This window comes from Fructobacillus durionis, from assembly GCF_900112405.1.
In the GTDB taxonomy this organism is placed as follows: Bacteria; Bacillota; Bacilli; order Lactobacillales; family Lactobacillaceae; genus Fructobacillus; species Fructobacillus durionis.
Map to the genome: position 1 here is coordinate 45,080 of NZ_FOLI01000003.1, position 23,630 is coordinate 68,709.

Annotated in this window: 24 protein-coding genes; 16 read left to right on the forward strand and 8 right to left on the reverse strand. The window is 46.6% G+C overall.

From position 1 onward, the window contains the following. Positions 1-39: 39 nt before the first annotated feature. From BMZ93_RS03620 to BMZ93_RS03660, 9 genes are all read left to right on the forward strand, one after another. Positions 40-1,254 carry a bifunctional folylpolyglutamate synthase/dihydrofolate synthase gene (locus tag BMZ93_RS03620; protein WP_091502320.1) on the forward strand — a complete coding sequence of 405 codons (1,215 nt, stop codon included), beginning with the start codon at positions 40-42 and terminating at the stop codon, positions 1,252-1,254. Next, complete coding sequence (locus BMZ93_RS03625; RefSeq protein ID WP_091502321.1) at positions 1,221-2,627, forward strand: MFS transporter; 1,407 nt, start codon at positions 1,221-1,223, stop codon at positions 2,625-2,627. Before BMZ93_RS03620 ends, BMZ93_RS03625 begins: the two co-directional genes overlap by 34 nt. Before the next feature lie 45 nt (positions 2,628-2,672). Then, a complete protein-coding gene (locus BMZ93_RS03630) occupies positions 2,673-3,266 on the forward strand; it encodes a JAB domain-containing protein (protein ID WP_342027620.1) in 594 nt (197 codons plus the stop codon). Positions 3,267-3,361: 95 nt separating this feature from the next. Next, entirely contained in the window at positions 3,362-4,327 is a 966-nt protein-coding gene (locus BMZ93_RS03635) for a gluconeogenesis factor YvcK family protein (RefSeq protein WP_091502324.1), read from the forward strand. A gap of 2 nt (positions 4,328-4,329) precedes the next feature. Continuing rightward, complete coding sequence (gene whiA / locus BMZ93_RS03640; RefSeq protein WP_091502326.1) at positions 4,330-5,271, forward strand: DNA-binding protein WhiA; 942 nt, start codon at positions 4,330-4,332, stop codon at positions 5,269-5,271. Positions 5,272-5,357: 86 nt separating this feature from the next. Next, positions 5,358-5,966, forward strand: coding sequence for an ATP-dependent Clp protease proteolytic subunit (locus tag BMZ93_RS03645; protein ID WP_091502327.1), 609 nt, complete (start codon positions 5,358-5,360; stop codon positions 5,964-5,966). A 73-nt stretch (positions 5,967-6,039) separates the two neighbouring features. Further along, positions 6,040-7,035: a D-2-hydroxyacid dehydrogenase gene (locus tag BMZ93_RS03650; RefSeq protein ID WP_091502329.1), complete on the forward strand. Its 996-nt coding sequence runs from the start codon at positions 6,040-6,042 to the stop codon at positions 7,033-7,035. Positions 7,036-7,092: 57 nt separating this feature from the next. Beyond that, complete coding sequence (locus BMZ93_RS03655; RefSeq protein WP_091502331.1) at positions 7,093-8,244, forward strand: PTS sugar transporter subunit IIC; 1,152 nt, start codon at positions 7,093-7,095, stop codon at positions 8,242-8,244. A gap of 82 nt (positions 8,245-8,326) precedes the next feature. Then, on the forward strand, positions 8,327-8,593 hold the full coding sequence (locus tag BMZ93_RS03660; RefSeq protein ID WP_143404274.1) for a hypothetical protein: 267 nt from the start codon (positions 8,327-8,329) through the stop codon (positions 8,591-8,593). Between the two features lie 38 nt (positions 8,594-8,631). On the opposite strand, the gene BMZ93_RS03665 is transcribed toward BMZ93_RS03660, so the two are convergent. The 8 genes from BMZ93_RS03665 to aroE are packed head-to-tail and all read right to left on the reverse strand — an operon-like array spanning position 8,632 to position 16,125. Then, on the reverse strand, positions 8,632-9,177 hold the full coding sequence (locus BMZ93_RS03665) for a hypothetical protein (RefSeq protein WP_091502335.1): 546 nt from the start codon (positions 9,175-9,177) through the stop codon (positions 8,632-8,634). 22 nt (positions 9,178-9,199) lie between these two features. Beyond that, on the reverse strand, positions 9,200-9,712 hold the full coding sequence (locus BMZ93_RS03670; protein ID WP_091502337.1) for a shikimate kinase: 513 nt from the start codon (positions 9,710-9,712) through the stop codon (positions 9,200-9,202). Continuing rightward, complete coding sequence (locus BMZ93_RS03675) at positions 9,705-10,565, reverse strand: prephenate dehydrogenase (RefSeq protein ID WP_091502339.1); 861 nt, start codon at positions 10,563-10,565, stop codon at positions 9,705-9,707. Before BMZ93_RS03675 ends, BMZ93_RS03670 begins: the two co-directional genes overlap by 8 nt. A 4-nt stretch (positions 10,566-10,569) precedes the next feature. Beyond that, entirely contained in the window at positions 10,570-11,844 is a 1,275-nt protein-coding gene (aroA, locus tag BMZ93_RS03680) for a 3-phosphoshikimate 1-carboxyvinyltransferase (RefSeq protein ID WP_091502341.1), read from the reverse strand. A 10-nt stretch (positions 11,845-11,854) separates the two neighbouring features. Further along, a complete protein-coding gene (gene aroC / locus BMZ93_RS03685) occupies positions 11,855-13,024 on the reverse strand; it encodes a chorismate synthase (protein ID WP_091502343.1) in 1,170 nt (389 codons plus the stop codon). A gap of 19 nt (positions 13,025-13,043) precedes the next feature. Continuing rightward, on the reverse strand, positions 13,044-14,483 hold the full coding sequence (locus tag BMZ93_RS03690; protein WP_091502345.1) for an MFS transporter: 1,440 nt from the start codon (positions 14,481-14,483) through the stop codon (positions 13,044-13,046). Next, positions 14,483-15,247 (reverse strand): type I 3-dehydroquinate dehydratase, encoded by a 765-nt coding sequence (aroD, locus tag BMZ93_RS03695; protein ID WP_091502347.1) that lies wholly within the window; start codon positions 15,245-15,247, stop codon positions 14,483-14,485. Before aroD ends, BMZ93_RS03690 begins: the two co-directional genes overlap by 1 nt. Next, complete coding sequence (gene aroE, locus BMZ93_RS03700) at positions 15,244-16,125, reverse strand: shikimate dehydrogenase (protein ID WP_091502349.1); 882 nt, start codon at positions 16,123-16,125, stop codon at positions 15,244-15,246. The genes aroD and aroE overlap by 4 nt, the downstream gene beginning before the upstream one ends. 845 nt (positions 16,126-16,970) lie before the next feature. On the opposite strand from aroE, the gene BMZ93_RS03705 reads away from it, so the two are divergent. Genes BMZ93_RS03705 through trpA form a run of 7 tightly spaced genes read left to right on the forward strand, consistent with a single transcriptional unit; the run spans position 16,971 to position 23,367 of the window. Further along, entirely contained in the window at positions 16,971-18,440 is a 1,470-nt protein-coding gene (locus BMZ93_RS03705; RefSeq protein ID WP_091502350.1) for an anthranilate synthase component I family protein, read from the forward strand. Continuing rightward, positions 18,424-19,017: an anthranilate synthase component II gene (locus BMZ93_RS03710; RefSeq protein ID WP_091502352.1), complete on the forward strand. Its 594-nt coding sequence runs from the start codon at positions 18,424-18,426 to the stop codon at positions 19,015-19,017. The genes BMZ93_RS03705 and BMZ93_RS03710 overlap by 17 nt, the downstream gene beginning before the upstream one ends. After that, complete coding sequence (gene trpD, locus BMZ93_RS03715) at positions 19,014-20,015, forward strand: anthranilate phosphoribosyltransferase (RefSeq protein ID WP_091502354.1); 1,002 nt, start codon at positions 19,014-19,016, stop codon at positions 20,013-20,015. Before BMZ93_RS03710 ends, trpD begins: the two co-directional genes overlap by 4 nt. A 4-nt stretch (positions 20,016-20,019) precedes the next feature. Next, a complete protein-coding gene (trpC, locus tag BMZ93_RS03720; RefSeq protein WP_091502356.1) occupies positions 20,020-20,817 on the forward strand; it encodes an indole-3-glycerol phosphate synthase TrpC in 798 nt (265 codons plus the stop codon). Then, entirely contained in the window at positions 20,804-21,406 is a 603-nt protein-coding gene (locus BMZ93_RS03725) for a phosphoribosylanthranilate isomerase (protein ID WP_091502357.1), read from the forward strand. Before trpC ends, BMZ93_RS03725 begins: the two co-directional genes overlap by 14 nt. A gap of 1 nt (position 21,407) precedes the next feature. Further along, a complete protein-coding gene (gene trpB / locus BMZ93_RS03730) occupies positions 21,408-22,598 on the forward strand; it encodes a tryptophan synthase subunit beta (protein ID WP_091502359.1) in 1,191 nt (396 codons plus the stop codon). Next, on the forward strand, positions 22,591-23,367 hold the full coding sequence (gene trpA / locus BMZ93_RS03735; protein ID WP_091502361.1) for a tryptophan synthase subunit alpha: 777 nt from the start codon (positions 22,591-22,593) through the stop codon (positions 23,365-23,367). Before trpB ends, trpA begins: the two co-directional genes overlap by 8 nt. The last annotated feature ends 263 nt before the right edge of the window (positions 23,368-23,630 follow it).

Genomic DNA, 23,630 nt, shown 5'->3' on the forward strand with positions numbered 1-23,630 from the left:
TTGTGTTTATAATGGAACTAGATAAGAAGGGAGGGCGCCATGACGTTTGAAGAAACATTGGCTTATATTCATTCCCGGCCAAAGTCTGGGAAAAAGGATAGTCAGGCTCGGATGGCTGCCCTTCTTTCTGCGTTAAGAAACCCTGAAAAACATTTGCCAGCGGTTATTCATGTGACTGGAACAAATGGTAAAGGGTCCGTGGCGACCATGCTTTCGGCCATTGGACAGGCCGATGGTTTAAAGGTCGGACTCTTTACCTCGCCCTATATCATCGCTTTTAACGACCGTTTTCAGATTAATGATCAGGATATTTCAGATGATGAATTGACGAAGATAACCGGTCGAGTGAAAGTAGCTTCTGATCAAGTTGAAAAGGATTCGGGCGGAGAGTTGCGTCCCACTGAATTTGAAGTGGTCACAGCCATTATGTTCTGCTATTTTTCTGAGTCCGAATTGGATTTAGCAATCATTGAAGTTGGCATTGGGGGCCTCTATGATTCAACAAATTTGATGCCCCAAAAGGAAGTCGCAGTGATTACCTCTGTTGCCTTAGATCACCAGGCGATGCTTGGGGATACTTTGGCTAAAATCGCCAAACAAAAGGCTGGCATTATCTTAGCAAAACAGCCAACAGTCATTGGACCCAACATTCCGAAAGAGGCGCTATCTGTGATTAAGAGGGAGTGCCTGAAAAAGGAAAGTTCTTTGGTTTTAGCTGAACGGACTTTCTTGAAGTCAAATTTGCACGGTGAATTTCAAGAGGCAAACAAGGCGACAGCGGTCACGGCCTACCGAGTTTTTCGACCAGATGTGGAAGAAAGGGTTCTTCAAAAAGGTTTATCAACAGCGTTTATTCCAGGGCGCTTTGAAGAAGTCCAGCCGGATGTGTATTTAGACGGAGCTCACAACCCAGCCGGCTTAGCAGCTTTGAGAAAAACAATTGATAAAAAGTTTGATGAGCCGGTTCTGCTTGTCTTTGGTGCTTTAGCTGATAAACACCTTGAGGCATCCTTAAGGATGCTCGAAGGGGACCCTAAAATTGATTTGTTTTTCTTTGATTATGAAGGACTACCAGGACGATCAGGGATGGCGACACCTGATTTTCTAATTAATCAGCGACTTTGCTCAGTTGATCAGGCAGTGGAACTTGCTTACAACAGTCACCGACCGCTAGTATTTACCGGTTCACTTTACTTTATTTCAGATGTTAGGAGGCATTTATGCCAGAAGAAAAAACACTTAGTCCAAAATTGATTCTAAGTATTTTGTCAATTGCACTTATTGCTTTTACAGACATTATGTTGGAAACGGCACTGAATGTGTCATTCCCAGTTTTGATGAAAGAGTTACACGTGGATGCGGCAACGGTCCAGTGGCTAACCTCCGGGGTTATTTTGCTAACTTCGATGGTTATTATTATGTCATCGTGGTTGAAGGACCGTTTTCATAACCGCTCCCAGTTTATGGCCGCTGGGATCATTTCCTTGGTTGGAATTTTAATTGATGCGGTATCCAATCAGTTCCCAATGGTTCTTCTTGGCCGTCTTTTGCAAGGTGTTGGAGCCGGTGTTGGACTTCCTTTGATGAATAACGTTATTTTTGAACAGGTCCCTGCTAACCGCCGTGGAACGATGGTTGGCTTGGCTTCATTGATTGTTTCATTCTCACCTGCATTAGGCCCTGCCTTCGGAGGATTCCTAACGGATGCCTTTGGCTGGCACATGGTCTTTTGGGTCGTGATTCCTTTGCAATTACTAGCCCTTGGACTAGGATGGGCAACAATTCAACAGACAGTACCCACTAAGAAAGTCAGGTTCGACCTTATTGGTTGGTTGCTTCTCTCGACCTTCTTCATCGGTGGTTTGATTACGATTGATCGTTTCTCAGCGGACGGCCTTTGGAATGTGCCAAGTATGATTGCTTTGGCTGCCTTCGTCTTTGGACTATTGGGTTATTACCTCTATGCTCGAAACGAAAAGGAGCCTTTGCTTTCACCAAGTATGTTTGCAAAGCCAATGTTCCGGCTCTCTGTTTTTGCAGCCTTTATCCTGCAGATGGTCAACTTGACCTTTAACTATGCTATTCCAATGGGCTTGCAATTAATTTTGCACCAGAGTTCATCTGTAGCTGGCTTGGTTCTGTTCCCAGGTGCTTTGGGATTGGCCTTTATGGCGGTGATTTCAGGAAACTTGTACGACCGTTTTGGTGTTCGCCTACCAAACAACATTGGATTGGCATTGATTACTTCCGGTGTTCTCTTTATGGCTGTTCTACCACTTACTGTACTGACGGCGACCGTCGGTTTCTCATTGATGCAGTTGGGTGTTGGGTTCTGGAACGGAAACAACATGACCAACGCGATTTCCAACATGGACCGGCAGTACCATAACGCTGGTAACTCAATTTTTGCTGCGGTCAACAATTATTCCGCTGCGGTCGGAATTGCCTTGGCTGCTTCAATCGTTTCGGTTTTCCAGAATAATGCCAGTTCTTTGTCACATGGAACTGCCCTTGGAATTCGTTGGACCTATATCATGGATTTGATTCTAACGATTATTGCTGCTGCTATGTCACTCCGTATTATGAAGATGACGGATGCATTGAAGACAGAAAAAGAAGAAGCTTAAGATAATAAAACCTGATTTTCGTACTATTCTCTAAGGAGGATGGTAATGAAGAATCAGGTTTTTTCTTTTTATGAAAGTCTGGGGGAAGATGCCAGGCAGCAGACAGATATCTTTGAACTGTATTTTCCCAGTGGCTATGACTTTTTAGAGATGGATCAAGATACGAAAGAAGATTTCATCTCAGAAAATCCACGGGTCAATAAGGCGCTTTTACACGCGTTATATGCTGGCCAAAAAATGAATCAATACGCCAGGAGAATACTAATATCAGCGAAGCACTCAGAAAGTTTTGGGCGCTTTGCGCAAGCCGAGATGGGACATTTGAAGCAGGAACAGGTTTGTTTAGCGCTTCTAAATACACAGTTGGATATGATTGGCTGGGAGGTGGTCTTTGTTGGCACCTTGACTGAAGTATCTGCTTCGCCACGAGAAATTTTTCAACGGGCCATGTTAGCGAATGCCTATGGAATTATGTTGGCTCATAACCATCCCTCGGGAAACGTACTTCCTTCGGAGGCGGACAGACAGTTTACGAAGCGATTAAAATCCTTAGGTCATCAGCTAGGGTTACCATTAATCGATTCCTTTATTATCACGAAGTCTTCGTATTGGTCCTTTTTCGAAGAGGAGGGGGATTGATTAAAAAATAATGATTAAATTGGAATTCCTTAGCAGTGAGTGAACAATAAAAATGGTAAACTAAGGGAAGAGAAAGATTGGAAAGGGGCTACAGTATGCCTGCAAAAATCGTAATGATTGGTGGTGGATCAGGATTGCCTGTTATCATTAAGCCACTGGTTAAGGCGGACGTTGATTTGACGGCCATTGTAACGGTAGCAGATGACGGCGGTTCATCCGGTCTACTACGCGATTACGTTAACATCATTCCACCTGGGGATATTCGGAACATTCTTGTTGCCATGTCCGGGGCTGATCAGAAACTATTAGATCTCTTTCAGTACCGCTTCCAAACACACGATGACTTTTTAGCAAAGCACGCTGTTGGAAACCTATTGATTGCAGCCTTAACGGAGATGACAGGGGATGTATCAGAAGCAATCCGAGAGTTATCACACTACCTTAAAATTAAGGGACAGGTTTATCCGGTTGCTAAAGAACCTTTGATTTTAAATGCTAAGACTTTGTCAGGTGAGCACTTATCTGGTGAAGCAGCGATTACGGCTGCTCACCAAGCTTTGGATACCGTTTGGGTATCGGCTTCAAAGGACAATCAAAAAATTGAGGCGAACCCTGAGGCCATCGATGCCATTCTATCGGCAGATATGATTGTCTATGGGCCGGGTTCACTCTTTACTTCAATCTTGCCAAACATCGTTGTACCAGGTGTCAAAGAAGCCTTGCAAGTAACGCCAGCTAAGCAGGTTTACATTGCCAACATCATGACTCAAAAGGGTGAAACGGATGCCTATACGGATGCCGAACATCTGGCCGTCTTGGACCGCCATCTCGGAAAAGACATGGTTGGTGCAGTTTTGACTAACCAAACAGAAGTTCCCGATGATTTCGTTGATTATCAACGCTGGGGTGAAATTTCAACACAGGTTAAGCAGGACCCAGAAGCAATCGAAAAGCTGAACGCTCAGGTTGTCTCACGGGATTTCTTACTGTTGCGTGATGCCGGTGCCTTCCACGATGGCGAAAAGGTTGCGAAAGTCTTGCTTTCATTGTTGGAGGATTAGGAATGTCCTTTGCTGCTGAAGTGAAAAAAGAATTAACGGGTCGAATCGTTTCGAATGACGCTGCCAAACCCGAGTTAGCTGCACTTTTACAAATGAACGGTGTGACGACATTGGGCTTTGAACAGGAGGTTCGGGTACAGACTGATAACCCAGCCATTGCTCGTCGTATTTATACGCTAATTCGACAATCCTACCCAAAGGCGGAAGTGGATGTCGCGGTTAAACAGCAGTTTGCTTTATCCGAGCATAAGGTTTTAACAGTTATCTTGCATACCGAAGTGCAAGAAATCTTGGATGACCTGGGGGTTGACCCCTTTGGAATCGATCAGTCTGTTCCAGCCTGGCTGTTAAATACTGAAGACAAACGGGCTGCCTTCCTGCGGGGAGCCTTCTTAGCAGCGGGTTCTGTGAATTCACCCGAAAAGTCCAATTACCACTTGGAAATCTCAACTGGACAAGAGGGATTGGCCGAACAGCTCTTAGACTTGATTAATGACTTCTTAATGCCGGTTAAAATGATTGCCCGTTCCAAGCATTATGTTTTATACATTAAGCGCTCTGATAAGATTGTAGAGTTTTTGAAGCTAATTGGCGCAACTGAAACGATGCTTCGCTTTGAAGATATTCGTTTAGCCAAGGATATGCGTAATTCTGCTAACCGGATGATGAATGCTGACATGGCGAACTTGCAAAAGGTGGCGAATGCTGCCAATGCGCAAGTGCAGGTCATTTTGACCATTCAATCGGAGATTGGTGATTTGGATGAACTGCCAGCTAAACTGGCCGACTTTGCTAGGGTACGCTTGGAACATCCCGATGCTTCCTTGACAGAAGTTGGTGACTACTTGGAAATTTCCAAATCTGGTGCCAACCACCGGATGCGCAAGCTAAAGGAATTGGCCAAGCAAATTGAAGACGGTACTTTTGATGCCGATAAGCTATGACAAAAAGGGGTGAGAGCCCTTTTTTGTTTAGAAATAGTCTTTTATGCGTTACAATAGAACACTAAAGAAGAATAAAGGAGATTACTATGTGGCCTGGAGTTATTGAACAAACTGCAAACGGACGTGAGTCCTACGACTTGCCATCACGACTTTTGAAGGACCGAATTATTTTGGTTCAAGGTGAAGTGGAAGATAGCATGGCAACTTCTATCGTTGCCCAATTGCTCTTCTTGGAAGCGCAAGATCCAGATAAAGAAATTTCCATGTACATCAATTCACCCGGTGGTTCAGTAACCGCAGGGCTATCAATCACTGATACGATGAACTTTATTAAGGCACCAGTGACAACCATTGTCATGGGATTGGCTGCCTCAATGGGAACAATCATTGCTTCTTCAGGTGAAAAGGGGCACCGTTATATGCTGCCTAACGCGGAATACTTGATTCACCAACCAATGGGTGGTGCAGCTGGTGGTACGCAACAGTCAGATATGGCCATTATTGCCGAGCAATTGACAAAAACTCGTCAAAAGTTGAACCAAATTTTGTCAGATAATTCTGGTAAGGATTTGAAGACGATTGCCCGAGATACCGAACGTGATTACTGGATGTCAGCCGAAGAAACATTAAAGTACGGATTGATTGACGGAATTATGGAAAAAGCCGGTGAAAAGCCCATTACTTTAAAAAAATAAGCGATAAATCTAGCTTAGTTTAAATGTTTGAAGTATAATGAACATACAGACAGAAAAAATTGGAGGACGAATAATGAAAGTTTTTGCTTACGGAATTCGTGAAGATGAAAAGCCAGCTTTGAAGGATTGGGAATCAAAGAACCCTGATATCGAGGTTGAATACACCGATCAATTGTTGACGCCTGAAACTGCCAAGTTGGCTAAGGGTGCAGATTCAGCTGTTGTTTACCAACAATTGGATTACACGAAGGAAACGTTGCAAGCATTGGCTGATGCCGGTGTTAAGAACATGTCACTCCGAAACGTTGGGACTGACAACATCGATTTCGATGCTGCTAAGGAATTGGGATTCAACATCTCAAACGTTCCCGTTTACTCACCAAACGCTATCGCTGAACATTCAATGATTCAATTGTCACGTTTGCTTCGTCGTACGAAGCCAATGGACAACAAGGTTGCCAAGCATGATTTGCGTTGGGCACCAACTATTGGTCGTGAAATGCGCATGCAAACGGTTGGTATCATTGGTACTGGTCACATTGGTCGTGTTGCCATTAACATTTTGAAGGGATTCGGCGCTAAGGTTATCGCTTACGATAAGTACCCTAATCCTGAATTGCAAAAGGAAGGCTTGTACGTTGATACGTTGGACGAATTGTACGCCCAAGCTGATGCTATCTCATTGTACGTGCCAGGTGTTCCTGAAAACGAACACATGATTAACAAGGAATCAATCGCCAAGATGAAGGATGGCGTTGTGATTGTTAACGTTGCTCGTGGAAACTTGATGGATATTGATGCCGTTATCGACGGATTGAACTCAGGTAAGGTTTCTGACTTCGCAATGGACGTTTACGAAAACGAAGTTGGTTTGTTCAACAAGGACTGGTCAGGTAAGGAATTCCCTGATCCAAAGATCGCCGACTTGATTTCACGTGACAATGTTTTGGTAACGCCACACATCGCCTTCTACACAACGAAGGCCGTTTCAGAAATGGTTCACCAATCATTTGATGCAGCTGTATCATTTGCCAAGGGTGAAACACCCGCAATTGCTGTTAAGTTCTAATAACATTGTTGAAACCCCAAGTCTTGGACTTGGGGTTTTTATTGAGGAGAATAAAGGATGACTACTCAAGAATTTTCAGGAAAAGAAGCCCTGAACGTTAAAGACTTCTTCTTCAAGGTTTTGCAAGGTTCTGCCAATGGTATTTTGATTGGTGTTTTACCTGCTGCCGTTATGAAGTATATTATTCAGTATTCCGGAATTGGAAATACTCACTGGGGTGCAAATTACTCTGCTATTTTGACCCTCTTTACATCAATGATTCCAATTCTAATTGGAATGGCCGTGGCCATGAACTTCAAGATGAAGGTCTTGGATACCGGTGTTGTTGCCTTGGCAACGATGGTTGCTTCAAATTCTATTTTGTGGGGAACGGTTGAAGCAGGAACAACCCATCCGTTGTCTGGTAAAGTCTTAGCCGCACCAACTCGTGTTTACATGGCGGCTGGGGCCGGTGACGTGATTAACGCGATGATTGTTTCTGCCATCGCGGTCTTCGTGGTTTGGCTTGTTTCACGTTACTTAAACGGATTTGGATCAGTTGCCATCATCCTGTCACCAATTTTGATTGGTGGTGGTGTGGGACTCCTTGGTAAGGAGATTGCACCTGCAGTCGGTGAAATTACGACTTTGATTGGTGACATTGTGGCATCATTTACTAAGTTGGCGCCAATCCCAATGGCTATCCTAATTGCGATGGCCTTCTCAGTGATTGTTATCACCCCGGTTTCAACGGTGGGAATCGCTTTGGCGATTAACCTTTCTGGTGTTGCTGCGGGAGCTGGTGCTGCTGGTGTGGTTGCGACAACCATCGTCTTGTTGATTAACTCATGGTCAGTCAACAAGAAGGGGACGACCGTTGCCATCTTCTTAGGAGCGATGAAGGGTATGATGCCTTCTATCTTTAAGAAGCCACTCATGCTATTCTCCTTCATGTTTGCCGGTGCCATTGCTGGTATTCCAATGGCACTCTTTGATGTTCAGGGAACGCCAATTACGGCCGGATTCGGATACATTGGAATGGTGTCACCATTGCAGTCAATGATTAAGGATGCGGCAATCCCAAGTACGGTGATGAACCACTATATCTCACCATTTGTTGGTTTGATTGTTTGGGTGATTATCCCTGTCATTGCAGCACTTTTGGCGCAGTTTATCTTCTCCAAACTGTTGAAGTTCTACCAACCATCAGATTTGAAGCAAGAATTGTAATGAATCAATTAAGAAAAGTCCGCTCATTGAGCGGACTTTTTTGTTATAGTAATGTAAACAACGCTTACTGATTGGAGAAAGAATGTTCTCATCCATACAAACACTATTACTACGTTCCGGACGCGTATCCAGAGTACGCCCGATGCGTTCATCAGGACGTTCGAACCGTTCATCTTCATACGGCCGTCGTTCTTCTGGATTTGGAAGCAACATCGGCCGTTGGATTTCCCGTGCTATTTTCTGGAGTATTGGTTGGCACATTGGCTCTCAGCTTGCATCTTTCTTTGGCTTTTCAGGTTTGATTCTGATTGTCATTGTTGTGGTTTGGCTGGCGAGAAAAAGACGGTAATAAAAAAAGATCCTGCTTAGTTATAAGCAGGATCTTTTTTATTGAATTTGGTACAGGCACCAAATCATTTCCGGTTGGAAACGGCCGATGACCCGCTGTTTTTTTTGTAGTTGATCTTCAGCGTTTTGGCTAAAGATGGCGTACTGGTAGTCCCCAGAGAAAAAGGCGTCGGCTGCTAATGGCTTAGCGGGGACAAAGTCAATGTCTAAATGCAGACCATTTGCTTTCTCGAAATCTTCGAGGAGTGTCTTGGTCGTCTTATGACTGACGGCACGCCTGTTTGGCTGTGACGTATTTTCGACAAGGAGCATTTCCATTGTGGGCGCTGCCCAAGTCTTTTGGATGCGTAGCTGTTGCCAGTGGGCATAATGCTGGCTGGTCCAGGTATCACCGTTTGGACCCTGGTAGCCAACCGGGACTAAGAAGTAGTCGCCTGAATACTGGTCAAGCTTTTCATAGATGGAGGCAAAGTCTGGGTGGAGTTTTATTCCAAAAGACTGATAGTGGGGGTCTCCATCTTGAAGGTTTTGTGCAGTAAGATTGGAGTCGGTTTCCTTTGGACCAAGGGTATGGATAAGAGGCATAAGCGATTCCTTTCTGTTTTAATCAGACGTTTTTGAGTTCTTCGATGATTTCTTTGGCAATTTCTTCCGGTGTTTTCTGGTCGACTTTGATAATTAAATCGGCTGTTTTACCGTATTTTTCCTGTCGGGACTCTTTTAAAGCAATTAGGTCATCCACGCTTTTATCAGCTAAGATGGGGCGCTTGCCCCAGTCTTCGCCAGATAGATTAGCGATGGTTGTTTCGTCGGAAGGTTGGAGCCAAATAACCGGACGGTCGTGCTGAATTAAGATTTCTTGGTTAACGGCTTGGCAGGCTGTGCCACCACCAGTTGCCAGAATGTTCTCACTATCTAGTTCAGCGATGAGTTGGTCCGCTTCAATTTTCCGGAAAGCGGCTTCGCCCTGGCTGGAAAAGAATTCGGGAATGGTATGACCGATTCGTTCTTCAATGACTAAATCCAAATCGGAGAAAGGGATGTTCAATTCTTTAGCTAGTTCACGGCCAACGGTTGTTTTTCCGGAGCCCATGAAACCGATTAAAATTGGGTTATTCATGTTCTTTCTCCATTCGAATGCGATCTGCTTGTGTGGTACTTAATTGGTCAAAAAGTTCTTTTTCCTGACCGTTTTCGATAAACTTCTTTAACTTTTGTACTTCTTCTTCAAAGTCAGTGATTTCTGCTAAAACCTGTTTAGGGTTTGACAGGAAGATACTGGTCCACATGGTCGGGTCGGCTTTGGCGATTCGACTAGCGTCTAAGAAGCCAGCGGCTGGCTTTCCCCAATCAACGTCGGATTCTCGTTGGTCTTTTGCGACTGTTTCGGCTAGGGCAAAGGCCAACAAGTGGGGGAGGTGGGAAGAGCTAGCCACGATGTGGTCATGGCTCTTGGCGTCCACCATACGAAAGTCGAAACGAGCTGCAGACAGCAAGTCTTCAAAGGCTTGAACTTCTTTCTGACTGGCGTTTTCTTGAATCAAGAAATAGGTGTGATCGACCAAACGACCTGGGTTGGCATTTGCTGCACCTGAAAGGTGGGAACCGGCCATGGGGTGACCGGCAAGGAAGGCAACGCCATTCTCCATGAGGGCCTGGGCACTCTTTTCGATTTGAACTTTAGAAGAACCAACGTCGGTGACAACAGCGCTAGGTTTCAGAGAAAGCTTTGCTAATTCTTCTAGACGCTGGCAGATAACTGCCACGGGGCTGGCTAAGAAAATCCAGTCGGCCTCTTTGGCACCTTCTTCAAAATCAACGGCTGCTGCCACGGTGCCAGACTGCATCATTACCTGAAGGTTTTCAGGGTTTGGGTCATGAGCGATGATTTTGACATCGGGCTGACTCTCTTTCATTAATTCTGCAAGGCTGGCGCCGATAAAGCCCAAGCCGTCGATAAAGACTGTGGTCATGTTCTTACTTCCTTAGTAGTTGGTTTAAGTCCTTGGTAAAGTCGGGGTAGGATACCGCCATACAGTCCTCATCTTGGATGTGAACGGCTTGGTCAGCTAAGAGGCTGGCGACTTTTAAGGTCATCGCAATGCGGTGATCGCCGTATGATTCGAGTTCCTTGTCAGCCACTTGGAATGGCTTTGTTGAACCCGTGATGATGAGGCCGTCTGGCTTTTCTTCAATTTGAATGCCAAGCTTCTTGAATTCGGTTGCAATGGCGGCCAAACGGTCGGATTCCTTAACACGGAGTTCAGCTGCACCAGAGATGGTTGAAACACCGTCGGCACGGGCGGCTAGAAGGGCCAAAATTGGCACTTCGTCGACTAGGGCGGGGATGTCTTTTTCAGTAATGGTAAATGGCTTCAAAGGTCCAGCCTGAATAGTCAAGTTAGCCATTGGTTCACCGGCCGTTTCGATTGAATCGATTGTCAGGTCAGCGCCCATCTGTTCTAAGACCTTAATGATTCCGGTACGGGTGGGGTTCATGCCAACGGATTCAATGGTAATCCTTGAACCCGGTACGATAGCACCGGCAACTAAGAAGAAGGCGGCGGATGAAATGTCAGAAGGCACTGTGACTTCCTGTCCCTTTAGTGGATAACCTGGGCGAATATGAATCTTATCCCCAGTTCGTTCAATACTTTCTGGTGAGAAAAGATCTAGCATTCGTTCACTGTGGTCACGGGAAGGAAGGGGCTCTTCGATAACTGTTTCGCCCTTAGCTGTTAAGGCAGCCAATAGAATGGCGGATTTAACCTGGGCCGAAGCAACGGGCAAGCGGTAGTTAATTCCATGAAGGGGCTGTCCCTTGACCGTCATTGGTAGGTGACCTTCAGTGGCAGATAACTCTGCTCCCATTTCAGTTAATGGTGTGATGACACGGCCCATTGGACGCTTGGATAGGGAAGCGTCACCAACCATGTGGCTGGTAAAGTCCTGTCCGGCCAGTAGGCCGGCAAGCAAACGGGTGGACGTTCCTGAGTTTTGCATGTCGAGATCTGCAGAACTCTCGGTCAGGCCGTTTAGACCGACTCCGTGAACAATTAGTTCGCCCTTTTCTTCATCAACTGAAACACCCATTTGACGGAAGGCCTGGAGGGTGGCTAAGCAGTCGTTGGAACGGAGAAAGTTCTTAACGTGAGTGTCGCCTTCGGCAATCGCACCAAAGATGATGGAGCGGTGGGAAACGGACTTATCACCTGGGACCTGAATGCTACCTTGTAAACTTGGATTCGACATGGCGTACTCCTTAGAAGTTCTTCAATTCTTCGCGGTATTCAGCAACCTGCTTCTTCAAGCGGTCGATTTGTGAACCGTCGAATGTTTCGGTGATGGCCTTGGCCAATTCGATGGCGACAACGGATTCAATCACAATTGAGGCTGGCACGATGGCGGTTGTATCAGAGCGCTCCACCGTGGCCTTCTTGATTTCCTTGCTGTTGATGTCAGCGGATTGCAATGGCTTGTAGAGCGTTGGGATTGGCTTCATAGCTGCTTTGACAATCACTGGCATACCGTTTGTCATACCACCTTCGAAGCCACCCAAGTGGTCGGAGTTACGAGTGAAGCCCTTGCCTTCTTCCCAGTCAATTTCGTCCATGACTTGGGAACCAGGGCGAACGGCGTTTTCGAAACCGTCACCGATTTCGCAGCCCTTCATGGCGTTCACGCCGACAACGGCAGCAGCGACTTTGGCATCCAACTTCGTGTCCCAAGATGTGTAGGAGCCAAGGCCGGCTGGCAAGTTGGTGGCGACGACACGAATGACACCACCAAGGGTGTCACCATCGCGCTTGGCTTGGTCGATGCGGGCGTGAATTTCTTCCACCTTGTCTTGATCCAAGATGCGAAGGTCGTTTTCGTGGATACCCGCTTCAATTGTGTCAACATCGGTTGAAAGGTCAGCTGCGGCTTGGATACCGCCGATTGATTCAACGTGACCGACAATCTTGACGTCCAAGGCTTCCAAGACTTGCTTACAGATGTTTCCGATGGCCACACGCATGGCCGTTTCACGGGCTGATGAACGTTCCAAAACGTTACGCATATCGCGGTGACCGTACTTCATACCACCAACAAGGTCAGCGTGGCCAGGACGGGGACGTGAAACCGAACGCAAGGTATTTTCAGCGTTGGCGGGTGTGACTGGGTTCATGATTTTTGACCACTGGGCGTGGTCACGGTTCTTAATGGTCAAAGCGATTGGTGATCCCAAAGTGACGCCGTGGCGAACACCACCGGTGATGATAACCTGGTCCTTTTCAATCTTTTGACGGTTACCACGACCGTAACCTCCCTGACGGGCGGCCAAGGCGGCGTTGATCTCATCGATATCGAGATGGAGACCGGCGGGGATGCCTGTCAAGATTCCTGAAAGTTCAGGACCGTGTGATTCACCTGCTGTGTAGTAATTGATCATAATGTTTTCCTTTTTTTGATTAGTTGTTTTGTTTAGAAGCTTGGTAAGCCTTTGATTCGTTCATCATGGCCTGCCAAATGGCTTGATTGTAAGGAATAAGTGCTTTGTCTTGGCTGTTTTTAGCAACCTTATCAAGGACCTTTTGCTCACGCGAGAGATCTTCGACGGCGATGTCGTCCTGCTTCTTGAAGCGAATCACATCTTCCACTGCGTTGAAGCGTTGTTCGGACAACCGCAGTAGCGCTTTGTCAATGCGGTCGATTTCCTTGCGGGCGTCCTTGAGTGACTGTGCTTCCTTTGGTAGGAGAGCGTAAACAACAAGGGCGATGGCCAAGGACATGAGGGCCATGGAAGCATCGGCTAGGATAATGTTGACGCTTGGATTCTTAATTAAGAGTCCGGTAATGATTGGCACCGTGAAGGAGGCCAGGGAACCGAAGATGAAGAAAGTTCCGGTCATCAAGCCCTTGTTTTTGGCGGTCAATGAAAGTAGGCTGTTCAAAGCGATTTGCATCAAACCACCAGCTGCTGAGAAACCGAAGACGAGAGCGGAAATATTGGCCACCGTTTCGTTTGCACTAAGTGAAAGCGTCACGATGGATAGAAGGGATAAGCTGTTCAACAATAGGAAGAGTTCCTTTTTGATGTTGAAGCGGCGAAGGAGTGTGACAACCGTTAGTACACCGGTGATGGAACCAATACTGTAAAGCGAAAGTAAGAAGTGGGCCACTGACTTTGAGAAACCAATGCCGGCCGCATAGATGGTAATCCACTGGGTGAACCAGATCATGACGGCCATTGATGAGAAGCCGTAGAGAAGCAAGGCGGTCATTAGGACGGCTTTGCGAATCCCGTGGAGGGCGACTGACTGGCTGGCCTTTGTTTCGACTTTGGCCTGTTGAATCTTCTTAATTGGCAAAGTTAGGATGTTGACGAAGTTTAGGGCCAGAATGGCGGCCGGCACCATGAAGGAAAGACCGAACCAAAGGTTGTTGTCGGATAGGTAAAGGACAATCATTGGAAGGATGAATTCACCCGTTGAGATGAAGGCCTTGAGCAAAACCGTGTTGGAAGTACTCTTCTTTGAAATTTCTTCCAAGAGTGGGTAGGTCGCTGAATCCATGGCGGAGTTGGCAACGCCGGCTAAAATCGTTAATCCGTATGCCAAAGTCACTGAAGTGTTAATTGGCGTTAGTACCAAGAACAGGAAGTAGGTAGTAATTCCAATTAAAAGGGAGGTTTTACGGCCGAAGTGGTCGGAGATGAAACCCATTAGTAGGTAGGCAACCAAACGGCCAATTCCAATTCCGGATAGGACGAAGGAAGCGGCTGTTAGGGTACTGGACCAGTTCTGAGCCAGTTGAAGTAAGTTCTGGGTCAGAATGATCATGCCAAAACCGTGAACCAGGTAGTTGGCGTATAACCCGGCTCGAAGCCGGTTAGTGGCTAGTGCGTTCATTAACTGTCTCCTTCAAGGGTGTGTTGAATGCCGCGCAGGTTATTGATTTCAATCTGACCTGGGGCTGATGCTTGTTCTGCTGTCAGACAAGCAAAGGTAATGGCGGAATGGGTAAGGTGAGTGGCAACGCGAGTTACAGAGCCAAGCTGGCCCATGGCCATGGTAACGATTGGTTCTGAATGATTGCGTGCAGCCTGCTGACTAAAGGCTATGACCTGAAGAACGTCTTCCGTTGTGTGAGGCATGACGGCGACTTTTAAAATATCTGCATTAGCTGCTTGCATCTTATTGAAGATGCCTTCTAATCGTCCGTTTTCAGGTGTGTCGTTAAAGTCGTGGAAGGACGCGATAACGATTTTATCGAGCTGATGAATGGCCTTAACTGCTTCTTCGACAATGCTTTCATCGCGGTTAATTTCGACATCCACCATGTCGACTGGTAGCTCGGCCAAGCGCTTGAGTACTCGTTCGTAGTCGGCTGGGCGAATAGTTTGCTTGCCACCCTCTTCCTTTGTTCGGAAGGTTCCGATGATTGGTGTTTCGGGGAAGGCTTGGCGAATGCTGGAGGAGATTTCGACGAGGGTTGCGTCGTCTTGCCACTTTTCCAAGAAGTCCAAGCGCCATTCAATGATGTCTGGATTTGCCTTTTGAATAGTAGGGAGTAACTTGATTAATTCATCGGGTGTCACCACCGTGATTGGGAGGGCAACCTTTGCTGCTCCGCGTCCAACTGCAATGTTTCGTGTATAAACTGCTTCTGTCATTTTTCCTTATCCTTTTCTGCCATGGCCTGTTCAACTAAATCGATGGGCATGTCTTGCCCTGTCCAGAGTTTGAAAGCGGCCGCTCCTTGTTCAATCATCATGCCGAGTCCGTTGTAGACGCTTTCAACACCCGCCTCTTTGGCAACTTCCATTAGCTTAGTCGTGCGTGGTGCGTAAACCGTGTCGTAAATGACCAGGTCCTTCTTCAACCAGCTAGGATCGTTCACCAGTGACATACCTTCCAAAGGCTTCATGCCAACGCCGGTTGCGTCAACGTAGATGTCAGCCCATGCAAGTGCTTCCTTGAAGGCTTGCTCATCTTCCAATGATAAAGTCGAAGCGCTTGCTTTTGAGTTTTCGTTAATGCTTTTGGCGATTGTCTCAGCGTTTTCAAAGTGGCCGTCCTGACGGTTGGCAATGCGAATTTCACTGGCCCCTTCAATGGCTGATTGAGCTGCAATGGGGATGCCGGCGCCTCCGGCACCAACGACGAGCATCTTTTTACCAGCAACATCATGGCCTTTTTTCTTCAGATCGTTGACGAAACCGACACCGTCGGTTGTGTAACCAGTGAGGATACCGTCGTCGTTGACCACCGTGTTCACGGCACCGGTCATCTTAGCGGAGATATCTAACTTGTCGAGGTGGGGGATGATGGCCTGCTTGTTTGGCATGGAAACGTTTGATCCGCGCATGTCCAATGTCCGAATGGCTTTGACGCCATCCGCTAACTGGTCGCCGTCAATATCGAAGGCTAGGTAAGCGTAGTTCAAGTTCAACGCCTCAAAAGCCGTGTTGTGCATGGTTGGTGACATGGAGTGGCGAATGGGGTATGCCATCAAGCCGATTAAAATTGTGTGTCCATCGATTCTTGTCATTGTGTCTCCCTCGTAATTTCTCAAACAAAAAAGCCGACTAGGTAAAACCTAGCCGGCTAATAAACGAGTTGGAAAGAATTCCGAAATAACATTTATCAATCGCTGACTAGGTGATGCACCTAGTCAGCCAAGTTCAAAATGACCTTTACTACCTAGATGCGAACGTGTCGGCACGTCCGCATCTCATCCGGACGTGCTATCTAAAGTAATAAAAGCCGTAGTAACGGTTAATCATGTTAACGTTGATTGATTTCATGTCCGGAATCCCTTTCCTTAAGTTGACTCTATTAAAACATGGAAATGAAAAGATTGCAAGGAAAAATTAGAAAATATCTCATTCTGATGGCGGATGTTGTTTTATTATTTCAACTTTTTTTGGATATTATATGTAGAAAGAGGACTTTTTAGGCTTTAATGTATTGTTGAAAGCACTATAAATTAAATTTTTTTCATTTTAATCTTGACAGACCATTGAATCCTGGGTAAGCTTAGAGCAATTAAATATTCGTCCAAACAAACCAAGGATGTGGAGATCAAGATTGTTGTGCACGCAAAGAGAGCTACCGATGCTGAGAAGGTAGCCGAACGCAGGCAGTTAAATGGACCACGGAGGGTTCTGCTGAAAGAGTAATCAAGTACGCGAAACGTCGGGCATACGTCAGTTGCCGGGGATATGTTGGTATCTCGCTAAGGAGGATTTCGAATTCAACCAAGCTTTTTTAGCTAGGCTCTTTTTCGAATCAATTAAGGTGGCACCGCGGAGAAAATCCGTCCTTAACAAAGCATGAACTGTTTTGTTTTGGACGGATTTTTTAATTTCTAAAAAATTACGCGAGGTGAACTTAGTGAACAATAAACAATTGAATCTAAAGCAAGAAAGCCAAGAGAATCCCAATCCCATCCTTCTTGTTGCTATGAAAGAGGCGCTTTACCAGCCTGATGCCATTATTGAAAAGTTAGCCCCGAACGGGCAACCGGCCATGGTATTTGAAAGGGAGAATGTTTCAACACTCGTTTTAAATCCTAAAGAAGTGTTGACTGCTCGAAAGGGGCGGTTAACAAGAAAGAATGCGGCTGGGGAAGTGCTTGAAGAAGTGGGGGAACCCATTCGGTATTTGAAAAAAGTTTACCAAGAAAACCAGCAAGTCTTCAATAAGGTGAATGGCCAGCCAAGTTTTCAATCCGGTTTAATCGGCTACTTCTCTTACGACTTTGCCCGCTATGCGGATGAAGTTCGGTTAAAGGAAGTGGATGACAACTTAGGATTGGAAGACTTCGACCTACTCTTAACAGACATTGTCGTGAACTACGACCGCAAGCAACGAGTTCTTTATATCAGTCAACCAGCCCTGTCTGAGAACAAGGCTGAACAAGAAGCTCAAAAGGAAGCACTGCTTGCTTACGGCCAAGAGCTACAAGCCCTTTCAAAAGAAGGACTATCGGTCACTGCAAAGCAGAAGCAGGCAACGTTGAATTTAAAACATCAGTTTACGGTCGCCGAATTTGATCAGCGAGTTCAAAAAGCCAAGGAACACATCATTCAAGGAGATATCTTCCAATTGATTTTATCGAATCCGCTGACAGCTAAGAATGATAACCGGAAGTTGCTCCTGCATCAGGCAGAGAACTTGCGAAAGACCGCTAAGAGTCCTTACCACGCCTACTTCCAAGATGGTGACTTCAGCTTCCTATCCGGATCGCCAGAAACTTTAATTAAGAAATCAGGCGAACTGTTGTATTCATACCCACTGGCCGGTACACGCCGCCGGGGGAAAGATGCCGAAGAAGAAGCTCGTTTTGAAAAGGAACTGCGAACGAGTGTGAAGGAACAGGCCGAGCACAACATGTTGATTGACCTGGGTCGAAACGACCTCGGACGGATTTCTCAGTTTGGTACGGTTGAGGTGACGGCCTACCAGAACTTGCTCAAGTTCCCGAACGTCATGCACCTGGGTTCCGTAGTGGAAAGTCAGGCACTGCCCAACTTGAATCCAATTGATGCGATTCTAGCGACTTTGCCAGCCGGAACCCTATCTGGGGCACCTAAGATTTCAGCCATGACCATCATTAATGAATTGGAAGGCCGTAAACGAGGCTTGTACGGTGGTGGCATTGGCCTGGTCGGTTTCGACGGTGACTTTGACCTCTGTATTGGCATTCGTTCCGCTTACCAGAAAAAAGACCAACTCGTTTTGCAATCGGGAGCCGGGATTGTGGCCGACTCGGATGCGAAAGAAGAATATCAAGAGTTTACCAATAAGGGGGCCTTGTTGATGAACTTGTTGAAGGGAGAGGGCGATGTTGCTATTGATTGATAACTACGATTCATTCACCTATAACCTCTACCAAGAGATTGGTAAGTTGACCGAACAAGACATTCGGGTGGTGAAAAATGATCAAGTGACCGAGGCGGATTTAAATGATTCAGCCGTGCAGGGTTTGATTTTATCACCAGGACCAGGACGACCTGAAGATGCTGGCCGAATGAACGAAATGTTAGAAAAGGCGATTGGCAAGATGCCAATCTTAGGTATTTGCTTGGGCCATCAGGCCATCGGTCAGGTATACGGCGGCGAGATTACCCTGGCACCTCTGATGCACGGGCGTACATCGATGATTAAAGTCGAGGCCGGTCAAAACCAATCCATTTTCAAGGGCTGCCCAGAAGAGTTTGTCGTGGGTCGTTACCACTCCTTGATGATTGCCCCTGAGACTTTGCCAGAAAACTTATCAGTTACTGCACTGGCCACGGATGGCACCGTTCAAGCTGTTGCCGATGAAGCCAATCAAGTTTACGGTCTAGAATTTCACCCTGAATCCATCATGACCGACCAGGTTGTGGCCAAACAAATTTTTGAAAACTTTATTCGAATGACGGAGAGTAAAAAATGATTACAGCACTTAATGAAAAAATACAAAAAGGGCAGGACTTGTCCTTCGATGAAAGTGAACAGGCGATTCAGGCCATCATGTCCGGACAAGAAAGTGATGCCGACATGGCGACTTTTCTAACTGCTTTGGCAGAAAAGGGTGAACAGCCAGTTGAAATTGCCGGGGCAGCGAATGCTATGCGAAAGATGGCCAAGCCCTTTACTAAGGTGGAGGGCGCCGTAGATATCGTTGGGACGGGTGGCGACCACTCGAATTCCTTCAACATCTCATCGACAACTTCTCTCGTATTGGCTAGCTTGGGTTACAACGTGGTAAAGCACGGGAACCGGGCGGCAACTTCAAAGTCTGGCGCTGCGGATGTTTTGGAAGCCCTGGGGATTAATATCCACCAGGACCAGGCAGCCAGCGAAGAAATGTTGAAAAAGCACCACTTTACCTTCCTTTTTGCACAGGATTATCACCCTGCCATGAAGGTGGTGGCACCGGTTCGTTCATCTTTGGAACGGCGCACAATCTTTAACTTACTTGGCCCACTTGCTAACCCAGCCCGACCAGACAGCATGGTACTGGGGGTTGCCGATGAAAAGTTGCTCCGTCCCTTAGCCGAAGTGTTAAAGGAATTAGGGATGAAGCGGGCTAACGTGATTTTTGGAACCGACGGACTGGATGAAGCCTCCATCTCAGCGCCAACGAAGTTGCTGACGGTTCGAGACGGTCAGATTGAAGAAAGGGTTATTCAACCGGAAGACTTTGGATTAGAACTGGCCGATAAGGAAGAGATTATCGGTGGGACGCCTGCAGAAAACGCAGATATTACCCTTTCGATTTTGAATGGTGAGCGGGGAGCCCGTCGTGACATCGTTGTCTTAAACGCCGGAATTGCTCTAAACGCGTCCAACCCTGAGTATTCAATTGAAGAAGGAATCCGTCAGGCGGAAGAAGCCATCGATTCCGGGGAGACTTTGGAATTACTGAAGCGGATTGCAGAAGGAAATTAAACCCATGATTTTAGACGATTTAGTGGCCGCCACGAAGAAGCGGATTGAAAAAGAAAAACTGGAAAAGTCCGAAGAGGAGATAAAGGCTGCCATTGTTGCTGTGGATAAAGATGCACCTGAAGCAATTTATCAACAGTTTCTGCAACCAGGGGCCCATGTGATTGCCGAAGTGAAGAAGGCCTCGCCATCCAAGGGCTTGATTGCTAAGGACTTTGATTACCAGGCCATTGCAAAGCGTTATGAAGAGGCCGAAGCGACTGCTATTTCTGTTCTAACTGAGCCGGATTACTTCTTAGGACAGTTGTCCTATTTGGAAGAAATTGCGGCCAACAACTCACGTCCCATCTTACGTAAGGACTTCGTCATTGACCCTTACATGATTTACCAGGCCAAAGTCGCTGGTGCAGGAATGGTGCTATTAATTGTCGCTATCTTGGATCAGGAGAAGTTGGAAAGTTACTTAGCCTTAGCCCATTCCTTGGGACTGGCTGTACTAGTCGAAGCCCACGATGAAGACGAGATTGAACGGGCCTTGGCTGCCGGCGCTCGCATGATTGGTGTTAATAACCGAAACTTGAAGAATTTCACGGTTTCCTTTGATAACGCACAAAAATTACGCCACCTAGTTCCTGAAAACGTGGCATTCATTGCTGAAAGTGGTGTGTCGAAGCCAGAAGAAGTACAAGAATTGGCTAAACTTGGCGTGAACGGTGTCTTAATCGGTGAAGCGCTGATGAAGTCTACTGATAAGAAGGCATTCATCGAAAAGACGAAGGGCGGAAAGGCCAATGACCAAGATTAAGATTTGTGGGTTAATGACAGTCGCCGATGCTAACCTGGTTAACCAGGCTGGTGTTGATTACGCCGGAGCGGTCTTTGCAGAGGGTCGGCACCGGGTGGATGAAGTGACGGCAAGGTTGATTCGACAGGAACTGTCGGATAATATTCCACTGGTTGGGGTCTTCACCGATAGCCCGGTGGAAGAAATCATTGCGCTCTATCAGAAAGACATTATCCAAATAGCCCAGTTACACGGGCCACGTCAGCCAGAAGAAATTCAGCAGTTGAAAAGGGCCGCTGTTCCGCTGATTGGCGTTGCCTTAGGTCAAAAACTTGATGAACAGTTAGGGGCCTATGCCGGGGTTGACTACTTAATGGTTGATTCTGGGAAGGGCTCCGGTCGAACACTCGATTGGCAGACTTTACCAAAAAATAAAATGACAGAAAAACTCTTTTTAGCCGGAGGCTTGACCGTTTTCAATTTAAAAGAGGCCATTGCCGAGGTTCAGCCCTTTGCTGTTGATATCAGTTCGGGCAGTGAAAGCAGCGGACAAAAAGACTTAGAAAAGATTGAAAAATTGGTGGCCATTGCCCACCAAAAAGGAGAATGACATGACAAATGAAAAGGGCCGGTTCGGCCGCTTCGGTGGACAGTACGTTCCCGAAACTTTGATGCCAGAATTGAATAAGATGGCGGCTGCCTACGAAGAGGCGAAGCAGGACCCAGCGTTCCAGAAGGAATACGCTGACTTGTTGGCCAACTACGCCAATCGTCCATCGATTCTTTACTACGCAAAGAACATGACGGAAGACTTAGGCGGCGCTCAAGTTTACTTGAAGCGTGAAGATCTGAACCATACGGGTGCTCATAAGATTAATAACGTGATCGGTCAGGTGCTCTTGGCTAAGCGCATGGGAAAGAAACGTTTAATTGCCGAAACTGGAGCTGGTCAACACGGGGTGGCGACAGCCACCATCGCCGCTCTTTTCGGACTTGAATGTGAAGTCTTCATGGGTAAGGAAGATACCGACCGCCAGCAGTTGAATGTTTACCGAATGGAATTGTTGGGTGCCAAAGTCCATCCCGTGACATCCGGAACAATGACTTTGAAGGACGCGGTGAACGCGGCTTTGCAGGATTTTGCAGCACATCCTGAAGAGACCTTCTACGTCATGGGATCGGCGACTGGTCCCCATCCTTACCCAATGATGGTGCGTGATTTCCAATCCATTATCTCAGAAGAATCAAAGGCCCAAATTTTGAAGGAAACGGGTAAGTTGCCCGATACCATCGTTGCCTGTGTTGGTGGTGGTTCAAACGCCATTGGTTCCTTTGCCCACTTCATTGATGAAGAAAACGTGCAGTTGATTGGTGTGGAAGCAGCCGGAAAGGGCTTGCACAGCAAGGATACGGCAGCGACTTTGGAATTGGGTGAAGTCGGCGTCTTCCACGGTATGAAGTCGGTCTTCCTACAAAATAAATCCGGACAGATTAACCCAGTTTATTCAATCTCTGCTGGTTTGGACTACCCAGGTGTTGGACCAGAACACGCGGCTTTGAACGAAGCTAAGCGAGCAGAATACGTTGGCATCACCGACGATGAAGCGGTTGCGACCTTCGAGTACATTGCCAAGCAAGAGGGGATTGTTGCTGCCATGGAAAGCTGCCACGCGATTGCCTACGTGCAAAAGTTGGCGCCAACCATGCGTCAGGACCAGGTAATTATCTGTACTGTTTCCGGTCGTGGTGATAAGGATGTTGCCGCCGTTGCGAAGTATCAAGGAGTTGAAATCAATGAGTAAAATTCAAGACGCCCTCATGGGTAAGAAAAACTTTGTAGCCTTTGTAACGGCCAATGATCCCGATTTGGATGCCACGGTTGAAAACGTTGTCGCCTTGGCAAAGGGTGGCGCAGACCTGGTTGAAATTGGGATTCCCTTTTCGGACCCGGTTGCTGATGGACCAGTCATTCAGGCCGCCGATGTACGTGCTTTGAAGAATCCGGATTTGCCAATCGAAAATATCTTTGAAGCGGTTGGAAAAGTCCGTGAACAAACCGATGTACCTTTGGCCTTCCTGGTTTACTTCAACATCATCGTTCAGTATGGTTACGAACACTTCGCAGCTGACTGTGCCAAGTACGGGATTGACGGATTAATTATTCCGGACTTGCCCACCGAGGAGCAGGGTGAATTGCGACCATATACTGATGAAGAAAACATTGATTTGATTTCCTTAGTGACGACAAACTCTGGTGAGCGAATTCCGATGATTGTCGAAAAGGCCCAGGGCTTTGTTTACCTGGTTTCATCACTGGGTGTGACGGGGGAACGGACGACTTTTGCAAATAACTTGAAGGAAGTTGTTGAGGATGTCAAGCGAAATACTGAATTACCGGTTTTCATTGGCTTTGGTATCCACAGCCCTGAACAGGCTCAGGAGATGGCTGCCATCGCGGATGGTGTCATTGTTGGGTCAGCCTGTGTTGCCATTTGCGAGCAGTATGGCAAGGAGGCAGCCACCCATTTGGAAGCCTATGCTAAGCAGATGGTAACAGCTATTCGTGGTTAAAAATAAGGATAAACAGAACATTATTAAAAACAAATGATAATTTTCTATTGACTATCGCATTTAACGGTCTTATACTTATAAAAAAACAAAGGAGAAAGATTATGTTGAAATCAAATGTGAAGCAGACGAACCGTCAATTGAACATTATTGCAGCCATTATTATCGTTTGATAATGCTGGCTACTTTTACAATGCCAGTAGTTAAGATATTACTGGCGGATTTCTTCAATCTTTTTCGATTAGACGCCAGTGATGGCGTCTTTT

What these genes read in the sequence shown, in the direction of transcription:
- BMZ93_RS03620 (WP_091502320.1), top strand. Translation starts at nt 40, where the DNA reads ATGACGTTTGAAGAAACATTGGCTTATATTCATTCCCGGCCAAAGTCT.
- trpB (WP_091502359.1), top strand. Translation starts at nt 21,408, where the DNA reads ATGACAAATGAAAAGGGCCGGTTCGGCCGCTTCGGTGGACAGTACGTT.
- trpC (WP_091502356.1), top strand. Translation starts at nt 20,020, where the DNA reads ATGATTTTAGACGATTTAGTGGCCGCCACGAAGAAGCGGATTGAAAAA.
- trpA (WP_091502361.1), top strand. Translation starts at nt 22,591, where the DNA reads ATGAGTAAAATTCAAGACGCCCTCATGGGTAAGAAAAACTTTGTAGCC.
- BMZ93_RS03710 (WP_091502352.1), top strand. Translation starts at nt 18,424, where the DNA reads ATGTTGCTATTGATTGATAACTACGATTCATTCACCTATAACCTCTAC.
- aroC (WP_091502343.1), bottom strand. Translation starts at nt 13,024, where the DNA reads ATGATCAATTACTACACAGCAGGTGAATCACACGGTCCTGAACTTTCA.
- BMZ93_RS03670 (WP_091502337.1), bottom strand. Translation starts at nt 9,712, where the DNA reads ATGAATAACCCAATTTTAATCGGTTTCATGGGCTCCGGAAAAACAACC.
- trpD (WP_091502354.1), top strand. Translation starts at nt 19,014, where the DNA reads ATGATTACAGCACTTAATGAAAAAATACAAAAAGGGCAGGACTTGTCC.
- BMZ93_RS03645 (WP_091502327.1), top strand. Translation starts at nt 5,358, where the DNA reads ATGTGGCCTGGAGTTATTGAACAAACTGCAAACGGACGTGAGTCCTAC.
- BMZ93_RS03675 (WP_091502339.1), bottom strand. Translation starts at nt 10,565, where the DNA reads ATGACCACAGTCTTTATCGACGGCTTGGGCTTTATCGGCGCCAGCCTT.
- BMZ93_RS03625 (WP_091502321.1), top strand. Translation starts at nt 1,221, where the DNA reads ATGCCAGAAGAAAAAACACTTAGTCCAAAATTGATTCTAAGTATTTTG.
- aroE (WP_091502349.1), bottom strand. Translation starts at nt 16,125, where the DNA reads ATGACAAGAATCGATGGACACACAATTTTAATCGGCTTGATGGCATAC.
- BMZ93_RS03690 (WP_091502345.1), bottom strand. Translation starts at nt 14,483, where the DNA reads ATGAACGCACTAGCCACTAACCGGCTTCGAGCCGGGTTATACGCCAAC.
- BMZ93_RS03725 (WP_091502357.1), top strand. Translation starts at nt 20,804, where the DNA reads ATGACCAAGATTAAGATTTGTGGGTTAATGACAGTCGCCGATGCTAAC.
- BMZ93_RS03655 (WP_091502331.1), top strand. Translation starts at nt 7,093, where the DNA reads ATGACTACTCAAGAATTTTCAGGAAAAGAAGCCCTGAACGTTAAAGAC.
- BMZ93_RS03660 (WP_143404274.1), top strand. Translation starts at nt 8,327, where the DNA reads ATGTTCTCATCCATACAAACACTATTACTACGTTCCGGACGCGTATCC.
- BMZ93_RS03665 (WP_091502335.1), bottom strand. Translation starts at nt 9,177, where the DNA reads ATGCCTCTTATCCATACCCTTGGTCCAAAGGAAACCGACTCCAATCTT.
- aroD (WP_091502347.1), bottom strand. Translation starts at nt 15,247, where the DNA reads ATGACAGAAGCAGTTTATACACGAAACATTGCAGTTGGACGCGGAGCA.
- BMZ93_RS03650 (WP_091502329.1), top strand. Translation starts at nt 6,040, where the DNA reads ATGAAAGTTTTTGCTTACGGAATTCGTGAAGATGAAAAGCCAGCTTTG.
- aroA (WP_091502341.1), bottom strand. Translation starts at nt 11,844, where the DNA reads ATGTCGAATCCAAGTTTACAAGGTAGCATTCAGGTCCCAGGTGATAAG.
- BMZ93_RS03630 (WP_342027620.1), top strand. Translation starts at nt 2,673, where the DNA reads ATGAAGAATCAGGTTTTTTCTTTTTATGAAAGTCTGGGGGAAGATGCC.
- BMZ93_RS03635 (WP_091502324.1), top strand. Translation starts at nt 3,362, where the DNA reads ATGCCTGCAAAAATCGTAATGATTGGTGGTGGATCAGGATTGCCTGTT.
- whiA (WP_091502326.1), top strand. Translation starts at nt 4,330, where the DNA reads ATGTCCTTTGCTGCTGAAGTGAAAAAAGAATTAACGGGTCGAATCGTT.